Raw genomic sequence first — 17972 nt, 5'->3', positions numbered from 1 at the left:
TATCGACTGGTATGGCCTCTTCGCGAGCAGGCTCGCTCCCACAGGGGGGGCGGGGGTGTTTTGAAATCTGCGGTCACAAAAAAAGGCGACGTCCTCACGGACGTCGCCTTTCGTTTTACTGCCGCTAAAACTTACTCAGACAGTTTGTACGCAATCACATAGTCACCCATTTTGGTGCCCAGTGAGCCATGGCCACCGACGACCAACAGCACGTACTGCTTGCCGTCCTTGCCGGTGTAGGTCATCGGCGTAGCCTGACCGCCAGCCGGCAGGCGCGATTTCCAAAGCTCGTTGCCGGTGTTGACGTCATAGGCGCGCAGGTATTGATCCAGCGTGCCGCTGAGGAAGCCGACGCCGCCGGCGGTGACCATCGAGCCGCCCATGCTTGGCACGCCGAGTGTCAGGCCGATAGGCAATGGCGAGCTGTCGCGGCTGGTGCCGTTCTTGCGTTTCCACACGACTTTGCTTGTGGTCAGGTCGATGCCGGCCACGTAGCCCCAGGCCGGAGCCTGGCACGGTACGCCGAACGGCGACATGAACGGGTGCATGATCACCGCGTAAGGTGCGCCCGTGTTCGGTTGCACGCCCGCCGTTTCGCTCTCGCGCTTGCTGCCGGCCGCGACTTCGGCGCGTGGCACCATTTTCGAGACGAAGGCCATGTAGTTCGGGCTGGTGAAGAGCATCTGGCGAACCGGGTCGACCGAAACTCCGCCCCAGTTGAAGACGCCGACGTTACCCGGATAGATCAGGCTGCCCTGTTCCGACGGCGGGGTGTACTGGCCTTCGTAACGCAACTCCTTGAACTGGATGCGGCACAGCATCTGGTCGAACGGGCTGGCGCCCCACATGGCTTTTTCGGTCAGTTCCGGGGCCAGCAGGTTCAGGTCCGAACGGGCCTGGGTCGGCGCGGTGTGGTCACCTTTCACGGCGCCTTGCGGAACCGGGATTTCCTTGATCGGGATGATCGGCGTGCCGTCGCGACGGTCGAGGACGTACAGGCTGCCTTGCTTGGTCGGTTGGATCACAGCCGGCTTGATGCCGTCGGCGGTTTTCATGTCCAGCAGGGTTGGCTGGCTGCCAACGTCCATGTCCCACAAGTCGTGGTGAGTGAATTGGTAGTTCCAGCGCACCTTGCCGGTGGCCAGATCCAGCGCGACCAGGCCGGCACTGAACTTCTCGGCGCCCGGGGTACGGTCTGCGCCCCACTGGTCAGGGGTCTGGTTGCCCAGTGGCAGGTAGACCATGCCGAGTTTTTCGTCGACGCTGGCCAGCGACCACATGTTGGCCGAGTTGCGGCTGTAGTGTTCGCCCTCTGGCAGCGGTTCAGTCGCGTCTGGATTGTTGCTGTCCCAGTTCCACACCAGATGACCGTCGTGTACGTCAAAGGCACGGATCACGCCGGATGGCTCGTTGGTCGACTCGTTGTCGGTGACGTGGCCGCCCATGATCACCAGGTCACGGGTGATCGCTGCCGGCGAGGTGGCGTAGTAGCCACCGGGCGTGAACGGCCCGATGCCTTGAGTCAGGTCAACCACACCGTTTTTACCGAAACCTTCGCAGACCTTGCCGGTGTCGGCATTGAGTGCGATCAGGCGTGCATCGGCGGTCGGCAGGTACAGACGACGCGGGCAGGCCTGGGCAACGGCTTTGCCGGCCTCGGAAATCACTGCGGAGGCAGCGTTTTCAGACTTGGCGTAGGCCGCTTCGTCGTAGTACGACACGCCACGGCAGGTCATGTGGGCGAAGCCCTTGAAGCCCACCGGGCTCTTGATCTGCGGGTCGAAACGCCACAGTTCCTTGCCGGTGTCCGGGTCCAGCGCCAGCACCTTGCTATGGGCGGTGCAGGCATAGAGCATGCCGTTGGCCTTGAGCGGGGTGTTTTCGTTGGTCAGTTCCACCGGGTCATCGGCGGTTGGCAGATCACCGGTCTGGATACGCCAGGCTTCTTGCAGCTTGCCGACGTTGGCCGGAGTGATCTGCTTGAGCGGCGAGTAGCGGTCACCGAATTCGCTGCGGCCATAGGCCTGCCAGTCTCCTTCGGGCATCTGCGGCGCGGTGCTGGTCATGTCAGCCGAGTCACGACCCAACTCGCCGAGGGTCTCGCCCGGATGGGTGAACTGGCTGGCTACGGCGGTGGCGCCGGCCAGGACCACGGCCACGCTCAAGGCGCCAGTGCCCATAGGGGCAGGGCCGTTGATCAGCAATGGACGACGGAACCACGGCAGCAGCATCACCACACCGAGGGCGAACCACAGCGCCAGGCGCGGCACCAGTTGCCACCAGTCGAGGCCCACTTCCCACAGCGCCCAAACGGTACTGGCGAACAGCACCAGTGCGTACAGGCCCAGGGCCGCGCGGCGGGCGGCGATCAACAGCACGCCGCTCAGAGCGATGCCGATACCGGCCAGCAGGTAATACAGCGAGCCGCCGAGCATGCTCAGCTTGATCCCCCCGGCCAGCATGGCCAGGCCCATTAGCAGAAGCAGTATGCCGAGCAGGGTCGGCCATAGACGGCTTCGACCCAAGGCACTATCAGTGCTCATAGTGTGATTCTCCGTGACGTTTCAAGTAGTCCTGCGCAAGTTCACTGTAGATGACGATCTTGTGCGGGCATGGTTCAGATAAAACTGGTGTGGTTGACGCAGTCCCTGTAGGAGCGAGCTCTGTGGCGAGGGGGCTTGCCCCCGTTCGGCTGCGAAGCAGTCGCAAAGCATTGCACTCGTTGTGCCTGACACGTCGCGGTTGCAAGTATTGGGGTCGCTTCGCAACCCAACGGGGCGGTGCGGCGATCCGACAAGCCCCCTCGCCACATGTCGCTCCTACAAAGGCTTTGTGGTGTTTGTCAGAACGAGGACTGGACCTTGATCCCGCCGATCAGCGCGTCATCGACCTCGTTCACGCCACCGGGATGGCGGATGTATTGCAGGTTCGGGCGCACGGTCAGCCAGTTGGTCACGTGCACGCCGTAATAGAGCTCGGCGCTGTATTCGGTGTCCTGGGGCGGCAGGAAGGACTGATTGTCGAAGTCGAAGACGGCGTTGGCCTGGTTGGTCGCCTCGGCATTCTTGCGAAAGGCCGGGTTGACGTGGACGCGGGCCATGGCGAACCCAATGTCGTCCCGGGCGCGCGCGTCGAACGGGCCTTTGTAGACGAGACCGGCCTGGACATAGTTGTCGATGGCGTTGGTCTTCTTGTCGTGCATCGTGCCGTTGGCGAACAGGCTCAGGCCCCGGGAGTGGTCGCTGGCGACGCTGGTGACTTGCTGCTGAAGGCCCAGCCACACGCCGTGTTTGCTCGAGGCGCTGCGGTAGGCTTCGCCGCTCAGGGCGGCAGGCTGGCCATTGCTGTCCTTGTAGACGTCGGTGGCGCTGGCGCTGCTGTAGTAGTAACCGGCGCGGTATTCACCCGGCAGGCCGTTGAGTTTTGGCGTCCACACCAGCTCCACCGGCAGGACCGCGCCCTGGGTGCCGCTGCCGCTGAGCTTGAAGCCGTTGTTGCGGTCAAGGTTTGACGGGTTCTGCTCGTACGCGCCGACCTGTGCATAAAGCTCTGGCGTCAGGTGATATTTGACCCGCATCGCCCACTGGCTGACCGGCCAGTTGTACCAGATGTCGCCCGCCCAGTTGCCGACCTGGGAACCGCAGAACGCCAGGTTCTGGAAGTCGCAGGGGAAGCTGTTGAAATCTTCGCCTTCGCCGAATCGGCCGACCTTGATGTCGAGTTTTTCATCGAAGAACTTCTGCTGATACCACATCTGCGTCAGACGCCAGGTCTGGCCGCGGCCCCAGACTTCCTGGGCCGAGGTGAAGCCGCCGACACGCGGGTCGTTGATGCGGTCGTTGCTGATGTTGTTGCCGTTGCGTTCGGTGATGGTCAACTGGAATTCGGCATCGTCCCAGCCGAGGATCTTCTGCAAGTCCAGGTGGGTGCCCAGGCCGAACTGGTCGCTGTAGCGCGCGGTGCGGTCGTGGTCGTAGCCACCGTGCAGATTGCTGCCCATTTCACCGGTGTAATCGACTTTGAAGTCGTAGCCTTTTTCCGCGAGCTCTGTGCGAGTGCCATTCCAGTCACCGAGCATCCACGGTGAATCGCTATCGAAGGCCGGCGCCGCCTGAACGCAGGAGGCAAGGCCCAGCGCGGTGAGGCCACCAATCAGGGGCAGGATGTTTCGGTGGGCAGCAGTTGCAAAGACAGCGCTGTCTTGCAAAGATTTAAAGTCAGGCATAGAGACGGAGTTCTTGATCTTTTTCTGGGGGATAAACGGAAAGCAGCAGGCGTGAAGCGAAAGCAGAAGCGTTTCAGCAGGCAGCGGGGCGCAAGGATAATGTTCTGTTACAAATAGAGAAAGTGCTTTTGCTGACATGCATCGTTTCGGATTTGGTAACAGTGACAAAAAATCGCAGTCTTGAGTGACTCCATCCGCGCGTGTTCCTGCACAGGCACGGGACTTGTCCGGACGATCTTTTCCGTTTCACCTACATTTAACGTAAGGTGCGCGGCTTCCAATTCCCACTCTGCTCGAAGGCCCGGCATGACCGAACACAACACCGATCCGTTGCATGGCGTGACGCTGGAACAGATCCTCAACGCGCTGGTTGAACACTACGAGTGGTCGGGGCTGGCCGAGCGCATCGATATCCGCTGCTTCAAGAGCGACCCGAGCATCAAGTCGAGCCTGACGTTCCTGCGCAAGACCCCGTGGGCGCGGGAGAAGGTCGAACGCCTGTATGTGAAGTTGATGCGCACCAAACGACCGCTTTGAACATGGCCGACCCGTCTGCGTTACGCCGTCGTTTGGTGGCCATGGCTGCCATGCTTGGCTGGGCGGGATTGAGCATCCAGATGTACCTGATTCTCCATTCACGCTGGACGCTGGGCGCGAGCCTGATCGGCGGGCTGATGAGTTTTTTCAGCTATTTCACCGTGCTGAGCAACACCTTGGTGGCGACCGTGCTGACCTGTGAATGGACATCCCGCGAGTCAGCCGCGCGCCGCTGGTTCCTGCAGCCTTGGGTCAGCAGTGCGATTGCCGTGAGCATCGCCGTGGTGAGCCTCGCCTACAACCTGCTGCTGCGCCACTTGTGGCATCCCGAGGGCTGGCAATGGCTGGCCGATGAACTGTTGCACGACATCATGCCGTTGCTGTTCCTGGGGTATTGGTGGTGGTGTGTGCCCAAGGGCACATTGCGCGTGTGGCATATCGCGCTGTGGGTGATTTATCCACTGCTGTATTTCGCCTATGCGCTGTTGCGCGGGCATCTGCTGGCGGTTTACCCGTATCCCTTCGTGGATGTGGACAAACTGGGTTATCCACAGGTGTTCATCAATGCCGGTAGGTTGTTGGCGGGGTTTGTGGTGATTGCGTTGCTGGTGATCGGGCTGGATCGGTGGCGGGCTCGAAGGTGAGCGCGGATATGGCGGTTTGGAATGCTTTATGTGGTGAGGGGGCAAGCCCCCTCGCCACATGGTGATTCCGGTCACTCCTCGCCACTGTCCCCCAATTTCCAGTACCCAACCGCCTTGACGAACTGCTCGTCCAGCCCATGCTCATCGAGCAATACCCGACGAATCTGCCGCGACACTTTGCTCTCGGTCGCCACCCACGCATACAGGCTGCCGGATGGCATCTGGATCTGGCGCACGGTAGCCAGCAGATTGTCCTTGCCACCTTCGCGCAGCACCCAGATCACATTGACCTCGGCCGCACTGTGCAGCACCTGCTGCTCCTTGCCGTTTTCCACTTCGACGATCACCAGCGCACGGCGGTTGGCCGCCAGGCCTTCCAGACGCCGGGCGATGGCGGGCAGGGCGGTTTCGTCGCCGATCAGCAAATAGCTGTCGAAGATGTCCGGCACGATCATCGAGCCCCGTGGCCCGCCGATGTGCAGGAACTGCCCGGGCTGGGCCTGCGCCGCCCAGGTCGAGGCAGGGCCGTCGCCGTGCAGTACGAAGTCGATGTCCAACTCCAGGGTATCGAGGTCATAGCGGCGCGGGGTGTAGTCACGCATCTCAGGCAGCGGACCGTTGTCCTTGCCGGCGCCCAGTACCAGGGTTTCCAGCGCCGCGGCCTGTTCGGCATTCTGCGGGAACAACAACTTGACGTGATCGTCCGTGCCCAGGCTGACGAAGTCCGCCAATTCAGGGCCGCCCAGGGTAATCCGGCGCATGCGCGGGGTCAGGTCGACCACGCGCAACACTTCCAGGCGACGGCGTTTGATTTCGTGCATGACACGGTGAATGGTGGTGATCACTTCAGTCATTCGGCGTTCTCCTGAACGGGTTGAACGGCAGGGCCGTCGACGATGGCTTTGGCGGTGTCATTGAGCAGGTCACGTACCCGCAGGATTTCGTCCGGGCTCCAGCGTCCATGGTGCATTTGCAGGGCGTGGCGCAGGTTATGCACAGCCTCATGGATTTCCGCCGGGCGATCATGGCCGCGCAGCGAACGCTTGCTGACGTCGATGCGCATCCGCACGCCATCCAGTGCTACGGCTTGCTCTTGCAGGAATAGACGTCCGGCATCGGTGATGGTGTAGCGTTTTTTTCCGCCTTCGGCGTCGCCCAGGATCAGTTCGCTTTCTTCCAGGAACGTCAGGGTCGGGTAGATCACGCCGGGGCTGGGGCAGTAGGCGCCCTCGAACATGCCTTCGATCTGGCGGATCAGGTCGTAGCCATGGCACGGCTGTTCGGCGATCAATGCCGGCAGCAACAACTTCAGATCGCCGGGGGCAAACACCCGGGGCCCACGGCTTCCGCGTTCGCGGGCGGGACGTTTTTCGAAGCCGTCGCGGCCATCGCCGTGTTCGCGGTGGGGGGAATGATGGTCTCTCATTTTCTGCTTTCTCTCGTCGTCTTTAGATACAACTTAAGATATATCTTAACGAAAATGCAAAGGTTCCTGACCAACGGCAGTCCCTGCATCGGCCCTGGCTTGAAGGTCAAATCGAAAAAATAGAGCTTATTAGTACAGGTAAAATTTCAGAAATTAGTGTTAACTCTCTAATGTATTAGTTTGCTCCATTGTTTACTGGGGTTGTGGTATTGGTCTTACAGAAGGTACTTTGTTAATCTCTCGAATATCATTGCAGGCAGGATGCTGTTTGTAGTCTGTCTCTTACAGTCAAGCATTGGTTTTATAGTTATTCCTGCTTTTTTCTTTCTGCTGTCAAGGCACTCCGGCTACGCACTTGCAGGAACTTTCTTGCTTACTTTAAAGATAAATTGATCGATCATCTTTCGGCGTTGAAAGTTCGGCTGAGCCAATAGCTGCTCGTGACAGTTTTTGCTCGGCATGAACTTTCAGCCCTTCATCCTTTTAAAAACACAGGTACTGAAAGATGTTCAAGAAAATCGCGTTCGCTGCTCCCCTGGCTGTTCTGGCTCTGAGTTCTTCGATGGCGTTTGCCGCTACCGAAGCCAGGCACACCATCAGTCTGGTTGCTACTGTCAATGCTGACGACTTCTATGCGGTGCCGGTTGACTTTGATCTGGTCAACAAGGATCAGGACATGAGCTACAACCCTTCTACCGACTCCATGAGATCTGTCGATGGGCACTTTGATGTGCTTCATACCGCCGGCAAGGTAAACGCACGACTTGAAGGCGTCCCCAAGCTGATTGCCGGTAACAAAAGCATCGACTTGAAAGTCGAACTCAATGGCAAGACGCTGACAACCACTTCACAGGAAGTTGTTGGAGATGAAGAGTCCAATACCCGTTATCGCGCGCCATTCAAAATCAGCGCGGTTACCACTAAAAAACCTGATGCAGGCGATTACACCGGCGTCGTGATGTTGGTTGTCGAGCCTTCTGTCTAAGTAGTATTGGCGGCGGCAAACCGTTTACTTGTTTTAAGTAACGTTCTCGGTCGGCAAACTTTCCGGTTTGTCGGCCGTGCTTGAACTCCTTTGTAATTAGAGAACTCGTTCATGTTCCCGATGACGCCCATCGCGGCGGCGCTTGCGCTGCTGTTATGTAGCAGTGCATTTGCGGCGCCCACTTCCGTTGATAACTCGCCGCGAAGTTTGCTGGCACAGGCCAAGGGCTTGCCGGCCGAGTTCGAGGAGCATTTCTTCGATGTTCCCTTGGCGGTTCGTGTCGAACTCGATCAACAACCGCTGGGTGAGGCGATGATTGTGTTGTCCCGTGATGACCGGGTGACGCTGCTCGATTTCACCGACACCAGCGAAAGCCGCTTCAGCGCAAGTGAGCGTGATACCTGGGCCGATATTCTCAAACCCGGTGTGGCACTGGGCACCTGCACAAGCCAATGCCCGGAGCAGATGCTGGCGGTTCACTACAACCTCGAAAATTCATTGCTGTCGATCGTCACTGAAAATGCCGAGCGCGACAGCGAAGCCAAGCGTTTCTACGATCAGCCCGAAGGCGGCAGCAACGGCCTGATGGTACGTAACCAGCTCAATCTCAATGGCGGCCAGGGTCAGGACCTGGGCGGTCGTTTCGGCCTGGAGGCCAGCGGCAGCCTGGGCAACTGGAGCCAGACCTTCAACATGCAACTGTCCCGTCTTGGCGGTCCGGACAACAAGACCTACCACGCGGTGCACGAGCTCTATAGCCAACGCGAACTGGAAGGCCGTTTTTTCCGACTGGGCTACTTCACCCCCAACTCCGAAGGCCTGACGCGCGAACCCCGTTCGTTCGGCAACAGCCCCGATACGGCGGTGGGCGTGATGTTCGGCAGTTCCGACAGCCTGGCGATCGACAGCCCGAAACCCAGCGTCTATCCGGTCTATGTCACGGCCAACCGACAGGGTTCCGTGGAAATTTACCGCGATGGCTTGCTGATCAATACCCAGTCGGTCCCGGCCGGTTTGCAAACCCTCGACACCCGTCCGTTGCCTGGTGGCATTTACGAGGTGGAAGTGCGGTTGATCGAAGACGGTCAAATCACATCGACCACCCAGGAGTTGATTTACAAGCCGAACAATTGGCGCAACCACGATGAGCGTTGGCGCTACAACCTGTTTGCCGGACAGGAAAGCAAGTTGCTGAGTAATTGGAATGATCAAGAGAGCGGCGATGCGACGCTGGGGGCGTCATTCAACTACTTGCTGCACCCACGGGTGATTCTCGGGCTGTCGGCACGCCAGGTTAGTGACAAGCTGCAGTACGGCAGCTCCATCGACTGGAGCCTGGCCAACAGCGTCAGCCTCTATGCCAACCTGTACCAGACCGAAGACCACGGCACCGGTGCCGATTTTCAAGGCCTGTACAATTATGGCGCCGGCAGCCTGGTGATCAGCCACAACCGCAGTTGGCTCGATACCACCAACACCTTCGACACATTGCCCGACGGCACCCGCGTGCGTCAGCGCAATGTGTTCACCGGCCAGACCAGCAATTCGTCATTGGCGCTGAACCACCGGATCAGCCGCAAAAGCTCGCTCAACGCACGGGTGTCCCACAGCGAGGGCAACGTCGAAGGCATGGGGGTGGACCTGGGCTGGACGCAACGCACCGTTCTGTTCGGCAGCGATGCCAACTGGCGGCTCTCGTTGTTTGATCGTCCGGGCAGCTACAGCAGTGGTGATGCGCGTAATCGCGGGGTCGATCTGAGCATCAACATGGCGCTCGGTGGCCCGGGGCAGCAGGTTTCCGGCAGCATTGGCAGCCGCACCGCCCGTGATGGCAGCCGTGACAACAACGCCTCCCTGGGTTGGCGCAAGGACCTGCAAGACCATGTGTTGCAGAGCGTATCGGTGACCGCGTTGACCGATACCTACGGTGTCGGATTGTCGAGTCTGGCGAACTTTCGCACCGATGCCATCAATGGTGACGGGTTCATCCAGCGTTCGTCCTTCAACAACAATTTCACCGGTGGTTTGAACCTCGACAGCACGCTTGTCGTTGGAGCGCAGCGCATGGCGTTGACCAGTCAGCATCAAGGCCGCGGCGCCGGGATGATTGTAGATGTCGAGTCCGACATCGACGGCATCGCCCTGCGTGCCGACGACCTCAGCGGTGGCAGCGCGGCCTTGCGTCCCGGACGCAATTTCATACCGCTCACCGCTTACAAAAACAGCTCGGTGAGCTTCGATTTCGAAGGCAACGACGTCCCGGCGGCGAGCATCGAGCCGGCACGCACGCGCTATCACCTGAACAAGGGAGGCGTGGAGTACCGCAAGGTCCGTGTCATGAAAACCCTGACCGTGCTCGGCCGCTTGCTCGACCCGCAAGGACAGCCGCTCAAGGGCCATCACGTGATCAACCACGCCAGCCGTGGGGTCAGCGAAGTCGATGGCTTCTTCTCCATGGAAATGAATGCCGGCTCGCCAACCCTGGAAGTGCGTTACGCGGACCAGTTGCTGTGCCAGTTCCGCCTTGATATCGACAAGCACCGCAGTGAAAACAACGTGCTGATGATCGGTGATCTGCGTTGTTCGCCGGATACGTTGGCGGATGCCACTTCCAACCGGCGCACGGCAGGTTGAACGGCCCCGGTTCCGATGTTCAAGAGAGTGTGATCATGAATCTAACGTCTACATATTCCCGACTGCTGCGGCGCAGTCGCTGGCTGGGGATGCTGGCCGTCGTCGCGGCGCCTTCGGCACAGGCGGTGAATCAGGAGATCCGGGCGCTGTTCACCCCGGACTCTGCCAACCCGCAACGAAATCTGTTCGTTAATAAAACGCCGGTCAGTGGCTATTGTGCCGACTATCCCAGTGAGTGCCGGGACAACGAGACCTTCAGCATTCGCCTGCCCATGAGCTTCGAGTCGGCGAGCCCCATGCAACCCAATGCGTCGCCGCGCAACAGTGCGATGTTCAGCGTTCCGGCCCTGTGGCGTCCGTTAACGGTGACGAACAGGGAAACGGGCGAAACGGAAACCGTCGAGGTGCGTATTGCCGGTTTCGGTTCCCGATACATCCTCAGTGATACCGCGGTCAATCTGACAGGTGCCGCCACTGCCATTGAAGGGCACCGCGCCTTATGGGGCGGTCCGGGGGGAGGCTGGGTAAACGCGGCACCTCCCTGCGGCTACAGTGGTGTCGGGCTGTATTCGGACAGCTACTACCGGTTCTTCTGGAAGACCCCGGTACAAGGGACCTGCGTCAAGACTGCCAGTTTTCCGATACCAGCCATGACTTATGACTATCTGGACTTCTCCTACGAACTTAAAACCCCCAATCCGCTGACGATGTCCTCCGGGCTTTATACGGGGGACGTGAGTTATCGCATTGGTCCCGGTGGTGACTTCGACATGGGCGATGTGATGCTGCCGAGCGACCCCGACCTGACCCTGAATTTTGTGTTGGATGTTCAGCACACCCTCAAGGTCGACATCCCCCCCGGCGGCGAGAAAGTCCAACTGGTCCCGGCGGGCGGTTGGCAAAGCTGGTTGCAGGCGGGGCGTAAACCTGTGCGTTTGTTTCGGGACCAGACGTTCCATATTTCAGCATCGTCGCGGTTCAAGATGCTGTTGGAATGTGAGTTCAGCGGTTTTCCCTACGAGTGTCTATTGGATGATCGAGTCTCCAAGCGAGCGGTTGAATTGCGCGTCAGCGTCAGCCTGCCCAATGGCCTGACCGACTTGGCCGGCCAACCCGTCAGGCAAATGCGCCTACGAACGGGAGCGGCTAACGCACTGCAGTTTCAACCAGGTTTCTATGTCGATAGAGCACCGGGCGTACTGCACTTTGAAGTACCGCCAAGCCAGATGGAGTTCATGTTGGCACCAGGCGCGGGGCCCTTCTTCAGGGGCAATGTCACTGTGATCTGGGATTCGGAAGTCTGATGGGCCTCGTATCGATGGTTCGGTCCGGGGTTGTATTCAATGTCAGGAGATTCAAGGGTATGAAACGTCTATGGGCACTGTTGGTTTTGAGCGGGTTTTCCTTGGGTATTCAGGCCGGACCACAAATCAATGTCGGAACGGTTTACGACTACCTCGACAGCGACAAGAGCACCTACCTCAAGCGCGTGTTCAACAGTGGAGACAGCACGGCGTTCGTCAAGGTCAACATCCTGGAAATCGTCTACGACGCCGATGGCAGCCATCGTGAAATTCCGGTCAAGACCCAGGCGGACGGCAGTGGTCGGGATGGCTTGATGGCCAGCCCCGCGCGACTGATCGTGCCGGCCAAAGGTATGCAGGGCACGCGCTTGTTGCACATGGGCGAACGTGACACCGAGCGTTATTTCCGCGTGCGCTTCGTGCCGGTGGTGCCGGAGAAAGAAGACGAATTCGCGGTGTCGAGTGAAGAGCGCGATGCCTACAAACAGAACCTGTCGGCGGGGGTCAACGTGATGACCGGGTTTGGCACGGTGTTTTTTGTCCGACCGAAAAACAGTCGCTTCGACAGTGTGATCGATGACAGTCCCGGCGTTTACCGGCTGCGCAACAACGGCAATACCGTGGTGCTGATCGATGAGTTTCGCAACTGCTCGCTGAAAAACGAAACCGAGTGTGAGCCGACCACCAAACACCACGTTCTGGCCGGTAAAACCTTTGAGTTCGAGAAGAAGCCCGGCCGCGAATATCGCTTCAATCTGGTGGAAGGCGCATCGAAAAAAACGCTGCGCATCGCCAGCCAGTAATACCGGGAGGGGCGAGTCACCTTGGCTGGCTCGCGGTATTTTTTGTCGCAACAGGTACCTGACATGATCAAGCAATCGACCATCGCCGTGTGGATGAGCGTGATGGCGCTGATAAGTACCCAGGCTTTTGCGGCCCGGGAAGAGCGCACGTTCGAAGTGTCGGTGAATATCCCGACGTTGGGGTTTTACATCATTCCGGCCGAGTCGAACTGGATACACCTTGAACAGACGTTAGCGTGGAACATCCATACCAAGACATTGGAGGGGCTGCGCAAGAATTTCGACGTCAAGCACGACACCAGCGCAATCGAAGCACGGTTGGAGGCAGAACCTTATCTGTCCAACGGGCGTGACGATCAGAACATTTATTTGCGCGTCAGCTTCAATGGCAAGGAGTTGAGCCATGACCCACAACCGCGGGAAGTACTGACCGCCGCGCAAGCAATCGCCGGTGGCCGCTTTCCCTTGGAGATCGTGCCGAAAGTGCCTGTCGGCGGATACAAACCGGGTGTTTATTACGGCAATGTGCAACTGATATTCATCGCCGCTGCGCCTTGATGTGCGGCAGCCTGATGCGTCAGGCTGCCTTTGACTTGCTTTGTGGACTTTATTGGCCGGCTTTGCGCAGAGCCTCTCGGGTCAGTTGTCTCGCCATCTGTTTCTCCTCGTCACCCAGGTCGACGAGAAAACGATCGAAGTCAGTTTCGCTGATGGGCTCATCGGCAAAGACCACGGTCTCTGGAACGGGAAGATCGTTGATGAGTTCCCTGAGCCGGTTGCGCAGGTCGGCTTTCTCAATGTCCGACGTCGATTCGAGCCATTCGCGCTGCGTGGTGCGCAAGGTTTCCAACTGGTCGAACAGGCTCTGATAGTGGCGTTTGTTCGCCTCCACTTCAACCGAGTAGCGTTCAACCAGGTAGTTTTCCCAAAAGTCTTGCTCGAGCATTCTGTTCACCAGACCATCGACTTCGCCCAGGGCCAGCACCGTGTCATAGGCTTGATCGATCATGCTGTCGGTGACGCCCGAGACTGGCCGGTAGAGCATGCCTTCCGATTGCCAGGGCAAGCCCAGGCGTTGTGCCAACCCGGTCTGATAAGCCAGATAGATTTCGACCTCGTCAGGATTGCCGCCACGGCTGGCGACGTCGGCCCGGGCAATGTCGTTCACTTGTTCCAGTCGTGCCGCACCTTTGGCCAGGGTCACCAGTTTCTGCTCAAGCTCTGCCGCATCGATGGAGTACGAGTAGGCCTCGGAGGCGAGCACGTTGATGCCCATGTGGTTGAACAGCTGTGCGCCGGCATCAGCACAGTCCACGGGTGCGATTGCCATGGTGAACAGCTTTTCCCGCAAGCGGGTGTCGACATGCACGGCATCAAGCATGCGCCAGACCCTTTGTAGCAATTGATCCTGAGCCCGGCCGCCGGCCCGGTAGTCGGCAGTGTCTTTGGTGTTGAGCAGTACAGTCATGAACCGCTCGGCCTTGGGCTCGTCGATCAGTTCAGACCAAAGGTTGGCCCGATCGACGCCCCAGCCAGGCACATCATTCCAGTGGTCAGCGCTGTAGTTCGAGCTGATCATCAGCTCTGCCTGAGTGTTAGAGGGCACGATAGGCTCCGGAGGCAGCGCCATTGAGCGGCGGATTTCCTGGTAGAGCAACTGGTTCGGTTCCGACAGATTGCCGACATCCAGCCGTGTACGCCCCACTACCCAGGCTTGTGGGGTGCCGGGGACCACGTTGGGAATGAGGCTGATCGGGTTGTCTCGAAGGTCCAGCAGTAAGCCGCGGGGTCTGGGATTGCTCAAAACGCCTTTGGGCCAGGTCATGATCACGGTGTCTCTCAACCCTACGACTTTCAGCCGGGGCATAAGTGAGATGTCCACAGATCGTCCCAACGGATTTTCATCGAGCTTGAGTATTTCCAGATAGGTCAGGTGCTTTAGCTTCTCCACTGCGGGGGCGTCCAGAACGATCTCGTTGTCACTCAAGCGCAGGCGTTCCAGCCGATGCATGGTGCCAATGTGTTCCGGCAGGCTTGTCAGCTCGCACCGGCTGGCGCTGAGTTCACGAAGGTTGGGGAAGTCTTTCAACAAACCGTTCGCCTTGCCGGAAAAGCGCGTGTTGTCGAGTTTCAGGATCGTGACCTTGTCCAGAAACCTTTCTAGCTGCGGTCGTTCCGGCCACCCGGATTCCAGGTCCAGTGGCAGCAGGTCCTCTGACAGATCCAGCGCATAACAGTGCGGATCGGTACGGCTACCGAGATTGGTGTTTTTTCGCTCAAAACAGTCGAGCAAGCCCAGGGCAATGTGTTGCCGGACGCCACGCAAAGGAATCGGATTATCGGCATCCAGCCCGGCGAATTGGTGCTCCCAGAGTTCGACAGTCCTGCGTAGTTCGTCGAGTTCATTTTTCTGTTCCTCCAGACGTGTCATCGGTTCGCCCTTTTCGATCAGAGCCTGGGCAAAGGTGTCGACCTCGTTGTCGCTAAAGTGAGGATGCAGGTCGTGAATCCGCTCGTGCAGTGTTTCGCCGGACCTGCTGATAACGGGACCACGTACCAACAGCATGGTTTCGTGCTCGGCCACAGCACGAATAGGTGGAGTGGCCAGAACCGCGCGGCGCTCGCTCGGTGTTTCGGTTTTGGCAATGATCCAGTGCTTGAAGAACCCGACATCCCCCGCTCGATATCCCACCGCTCTGCGCCCATCCCGGCCCATGGCCTGGAGCAGGGCAGGAAGAAAGTCATCGGCTGCGTGGATCTGCTGATCCTCGGCGTCACGCACTTCGTATTTTCCGGATTCGTCGCGAACCATGATCCGCACTTGTGCTGCATCTTCCGGCCCTGCGCTGCATCGCAGTTCGCCGTCGAGCGCGCCCTGGCGGATTTCGATGCGCAGGTTGCCGAAGGTATCGGTTTGCATCCGCAAGGTGCCCAGCACCAGGCGTTCGGTATCGCCACTGACCAACGCGTTGTCGTACAGGCCGTGGGCCGCGCGCACCGCCTGGGTCTCGAACTGAAGTTCCCTGGCCTGGCTTTTCAGGCGCAAGGGCAGGCGCTTGTGCCGGGTAGTCTGCTGTCGTTCCGAATGGGTGGCGCCGGCGAAGATTTTTTCCGCGACGGGGTCGGGCAGTTCGGGAAAACCGCTGAATAGAGCAGCCATTTCGGGGGACAACACAGGAGGCGGATTCACCGGTGCCCCCAGGCGTTGCAGGGTGTCGGTTAGCAAAGGCGGCGGCGGGGCGTGCTCGATGTGCATCCTGCGCAGCGCGGCCTCTTCAGTACCGCTGATCTGACGGATCTGCTCCAGTTGCGTGTCGCTGAAGGCATCGGTCGTATGACCCAGGCGACGCATCAGGGTCGTGCCTTCCCACTCGCGCGGGTTCTCCGTTTCACAGACCCAGGCACCCTGGCCGTTGTGTCGCAGGGTCGGTGCATAGGCATCGAACCGCTGCGGATGGCGAATGCGCTGTTGCCCGGAAACGGGGTCGTCCAGCACTTCGAAGTGTTGATTGTTCAGGCGCAAAATTCGCCGGCCCTGATGCTGGTGAATACCCTGTCCATCAGGCCGTGCATCCGCCGGCAAAACCACGTCAGCTCGTTGATAAGGGCTTAGGTCAGGGTTCCACAGCCGTGTCTCACCGTTTGCCAACTGCACCGGCTTCAGACTTTCAAAAAACGGCGAGAGCTTCGCCCGCGCGACATTGCCGATTGCGCCGCCCGCCGCAAATGCGCCCAACTGGACGACGCTTTCCAGCACGCTGATGGTCTGTTCTGCCGCCTCGGCAAAATGACCTTCGGCCAGATCGACGATACCCTCGACCACTTCATCGGTCAGTTGATAGGCGGTGTACGCCAGCATCAGCTCGCCAAGGCCAGGGACAAGTGGCGTCGCCACCAGCAGCGCGACGTTGAGAATGTCCGACAGCATTTTTTCCAGGTTATCCCACCAGGCCCAGCGGGCCATGCGATCGGCGTACTCGGTAGAAATCGCGATTTCCCGCCCATCGTTGAGAATCTTGTTGAGCTTCTGGCGGTAGTAGTAGCCCCAAAGATCATTCTTGAACACAGTGTCTCGGTCGGTCCTGACGCTCGACAGGTTGAACTTCAAGTCAGGGTTGGCCACGGGTGTTTCACGCCAACTGGGCAAGTTGGAGCCAGGTGGGACCGGCTGCCATTCGATTGTGCTCAGGCGGTCATTGAGGCCGGCGAAGAAATGCCCGCGTTGCTGATGGGGCACGAACTGGCTGAAGTACTGTTGATAACTTTTGCTGGAGGTGCTGTCGCGCAGCTGGCGTGTCAGTTGCGCCATGAAATCGAGCGTCGACGGGTACAGCTTGAGCGGATGCTCCGGGTCATGGGGAACATACGCCATGACCGGGACGGTGCCTGTGGCGGTGGATACATCAGGGGCGATTAGCACAATGCCAACCAGGCGCGTGTCCATCATCGACAGGTTGTAATAACCGACGGGCTGCCCGCGCCATTGCATTTTTGAGCGATCGTCGAGCATGCCTTGCACGACGTCATAGGCCTCCTGGTCGATGTCCTTTTTCATCAGGGCCATTTGCGCCGCAACGTTCAACGCGCTTTTCTGACTGCGAATGACGATGTAACGCAGGTAATTGCTCGCCACTCTGTTGGTCGACAGCAAAAAATCGTTCAGATGCTGTTGGTATCTGGCACCGATGTTCAGTTCGCGGCACAGTGATTTGAACTGATCGATGCTCAGTTTGTGCTTGAGGTGTTTGACCCCGAAATGCCCACGAGCGTCGGGGCGGGTGATGAACTCGGAGTCTTGGTGAAACGACTCGTCGAGCGAAAAATTATGCAGGGCGGCGTCCAGCAGCGAAACAGTTCGGCTGGTGGTACCGTCTGAAAAGTCATGCACCCACCAGGATGTTTTCACCGGTGCATACAAATGTAGCCAGGTCTGCTCGACATCGTCATCGACGCCGAAGCGGTCCTTCAGCGCCTGTTGCAGGATGGGCCGGGCAAATGCGTAGACATCCTGCAGTTCGCTCAGTGCGCGATCTACCTCGTTTTGCGCCGTCCAGCTGAGCTTGATGCCGTGCTTCAGTCGTTGCTGCAGCACCTGGGTGGCTTTCCGCAACGGGTCTGGAAGGATCACTCTGTCGGCTTTCAGTTCGTTGACACGAGCGATGGAGGTGTCTTTCAGCCAGTAAGGGATAGCCTGTTTGACCCGTTCAAAATGGATACTTTTATCGGCCAGATCATTGGCGAGCGAGTCTGGAATATACGGATTGGGCATTGTCTGATCGTCCGTTGATCAATAATGGAACGGACAGACTAGGTACGCGTGGCCCCCGAAAAAAGCTCAAAAACTGGTTTGAAAGGATGCCTGTTTTGCCCCGATCTTCCCAAAATCAAAGAGTGAAAAATACATAGTTACCGCC

General features: G+C 58.9%; 12 protein-coding genes. 7 read left to right on the top strand and 5 right to left on the bottom strand.

Annotation, left to right across the window (positions count from 1 at the left end; genetic code table 11):
- Positions 1-131: 131 nt before the first annotated feature.
- Positions 132-2543 carry a glucose/quinate/shikimate family membrane-bound PQQ-dependent dehydrogenase gene (locus KGA96_RS05670; protein ID WP_223511967.1) on the bottom strand — a complete coding sequence of 804 codons (2412 nt, stop codon included), beginning with the start codon at positions 2541-2543 and terminating at the stop codon, positions 132-134.
- A 299-nt stretch (positions 2544-2842) separates the two neighbouring features.
- Entirely contained in the window at positions 2843-4225 is a 1383-nt protein-coding gene (locus tag KGA96_RS05665) for a carbohydrate porin (protein WP_223511965.1), read from the bottom strand.
- 306 nt (positions 4226-4531) lie between these two features.
- Between KGA96_RS05665 and KGA96_RS05660 the strand changes: the two genes are divergently transcribed.
- Both KGA96_RS05660 and KGA96_RS05655 read left to right on the top strand, forming a co-directional pair.
- Complete coding sequence (locus tag KGA96_RS05660; RefSeq protein ID WP_007985772.1) at positions 4532-4762, top strand: VF530 family DNA-binding protein; 231 nt, start codon at positions 4532-4534, stop codon at positions 4760-4762.
- A 2-nt stretch (positions 4763-4764) separates the two neighbouring features.
- A complete protein-coding gene (locus tag KGA96_RS05655) occupies positions 4765-5406 on the top strand; it encodes a Pr6Pr family membrane protein (RefSeq protein WP_223511963.1) in 642 nt (213 codons plus the stop codon).
- A gap of 71 nt (positions 5407-5477) precedes the next feature.
- Here the strand turns inward: KGA96_RS05655 and KGA96_RS05650 are convergent, their stop codons facing one another.
- On the bottom strand, positions 5478-6260 hold the full coding sequence (locus tag KGA96_RS05650) for a siderophore-interacting protein (RefSeq protein ID WP_223511961.1): 783 nt from the start codon (positions 6258-6260) through the stop codon (positions 5478-5480).
- On the bottom strand, positions 6257-6832 hold the full coding sequence (locus KGA96_RS05645; RefSeq protein ID WP_046041007.1) for a PadR family transcriptional regulator: 576 nt from the start codon (positions 6830-6832) through the stop codon (positions 6257-6259). The genes KGA96_RS05650 and KGA96_RS05645 overlap by 4 nt, the downstream gene beginning before the upstream one ends.
- Before the next feature lie 505 nt (positions 6833-7337).
- Here KGA96_RS05645 and KGA96_RS05640 point away from each other — a divergent pair.
- The 5 genes from KGA96_RS05640 (at position 7338) to KGA96_RS05620 (ending at position 13116) form a co-directional block, all read left to right on the top strand.
- Positions 7338-7817, top strand: a complete 480-nt coding sequence (locus KGA96_RS05640; RefSeq protein ID WP_223511959.1) for a CS1 type fimbrial major subunit — start codon at positions 7338-7340, stop codon at positions 7815-7817.
- A gap of 111 nt (positions 7818-7928) precedes the next feature.
- Positions 7929-10451: a CS1-pili formation C-terminal domain-containing protein gene (locus KGA96_RS05635; RefSeq protein WP_223511957.1), complete on the top strand. Its 2523-nt coding sequence runs from the start codon at positions 7929-7931 to the stop codon at positions 10449-10451.
- Positions 10452-10486: 35 nt separating this feature from the next.
- Positions 10487-11755: a hypothetical protein gene (locus tag KGA96_RS05630; protein WP_223511955.1), complete on the top strand. Its 1269-nt coding sequence runs from the start codon at positions 10487-10489 to the stop codon at positions 11753-11755.
- Positions 11756-11814: 59 nt separating this feature from the next.
- Complete coding sequence (locus tag KGA96_RS05625) at positions 11815-12558, top strand: pilus assembly protein (protein WP_046041011.1); 744 nt, start codon at positions 11815-11817, stop codon at positions 12556-12558.
- Positions 12559-12621: 63 nt separating this feature from the next.
- Positions 12622-13116 carry a CS1 type fimbrial major subunit gene (locus tag KGA96_RS05620; protein ID WP_046041012.1) on the top strand — a complete coding sequence of 165 codons (495 nt, stop codon included), beginning with the start codon at positions 12622-12624 and terminating at the stop codon, positions 13114-13116.
- 49 nt (positions 13117-13165) lie between these two features.
- Here KGA96_RS05620 and KGA96_RS05615 read toward each other — a convergent pair whose 3' ends face one another.
- The gene (locus KGA96_RS05615) at positions 13166-17827 is read right to left on the bottom strand and encodes a dermonecrotic toxin domain-containing protein (RefSeq protein ID WP_223511953.1); all 4662 of its coding nucleotides are present in this window, start codon (positions 17825-17827) and stop codon (positions 13166-13168) included.
- Positions 17828-17972 lie beyond the last annotated feature (145 nt).

Source organism: Pseudomonas sp. GL-R-26, assembly GCF_019947365.1.
GTDB lineage: Bacteria > Pseudomonadota > Gammaproteobacteria > Pseudomonadales > Pseudomonadaceae > Aquipseudomonas.
This window is presented reverse-complemented; position numbering and strand designations above follow the sequence as displayed.

Coding starts and splice junctions, on each gene's coding strand:
- KGA96_RS05670 (WP_223511967.1), bottom strand. CDS start 2,543: ATGAGCACTGATAGTGCCTTGGGTCGAAGCCGTCTATGGCCGACCCTG.
- KGA96_RS05665 (WP_223511965.1), bottom strand. CDS start 4,225: ATGCCTGACTTTAAATCTTTGCAAGACAGCGCTGTCTTTGCAACTGCT.
- KGA96_RS05660 (WP_007985772.1), top strand. CDS start 4,532: ATGACCGAACACAACACCGATCCGTTGCATGGCGTGACGCTGGAACAG.
- KGA96_RS05655 (WP_223511963.1), top strand. CDS start 4,765: ATGGCCGACCCGTCTGCGTTACGCCGTCGTTTGGTGGCCATGGCTGCC.
- KGA96_RS05650 (WP_223511961.1), bottom strand. CDS start 6,260: ATGACTGAAGTGATCACCACCATTCACCGTGTCATGCACGAAATCAAA.
- KGA96_RS05645 (WP_046041007.1), bottom strand. CDS start 6,832: ATGAGAGACCATCATTCCCCCCACCGCGAACACGGCGATGGCCGCGAC.
- KGA96_RS05640 (WP_223511959.1), top strand. CDS start 7,338: ATGTTCAAGAAAATCGCGTTCGCTGCTCCCCTGGCTGTTCTGGCTCTG.
- KGA96_RS05635 (WP_223511957.1), top strand. CDS start 7,929: ATGTTCCCGATGACGCCCATCGCGGCGGCGCTTGCGCTGCTGTTATGT.
- KGA96_RS05630 (WP_223511955.1), top strand. CDS start 10,487: ATGAATCTAACGTCTACATATTCCCGACTGCTGCGGCGCAGTCGCTGG.
- KGA96_RS05625 (WP_046041011.1), top strand. CDS start 11,815: ATGAAACGTCTATGGGCACTGTTGGTTTTGAGCGGGTTTTCCTTGGGT.
- KGA96_RS05620 (WP_046041012.1), top strand. CDS start 12,622: ATGATCAAGCAATCGACCATCGCCGTGTGGATGAGCGTGATGGCGCTG.
- KGA96_RS05615 (WP_223511953.1), bottom strand. CDS start 17,827: ATGCCCAATCCGTATATTCCAGACTCGCTCGCCAATGATCTGGCCGAT.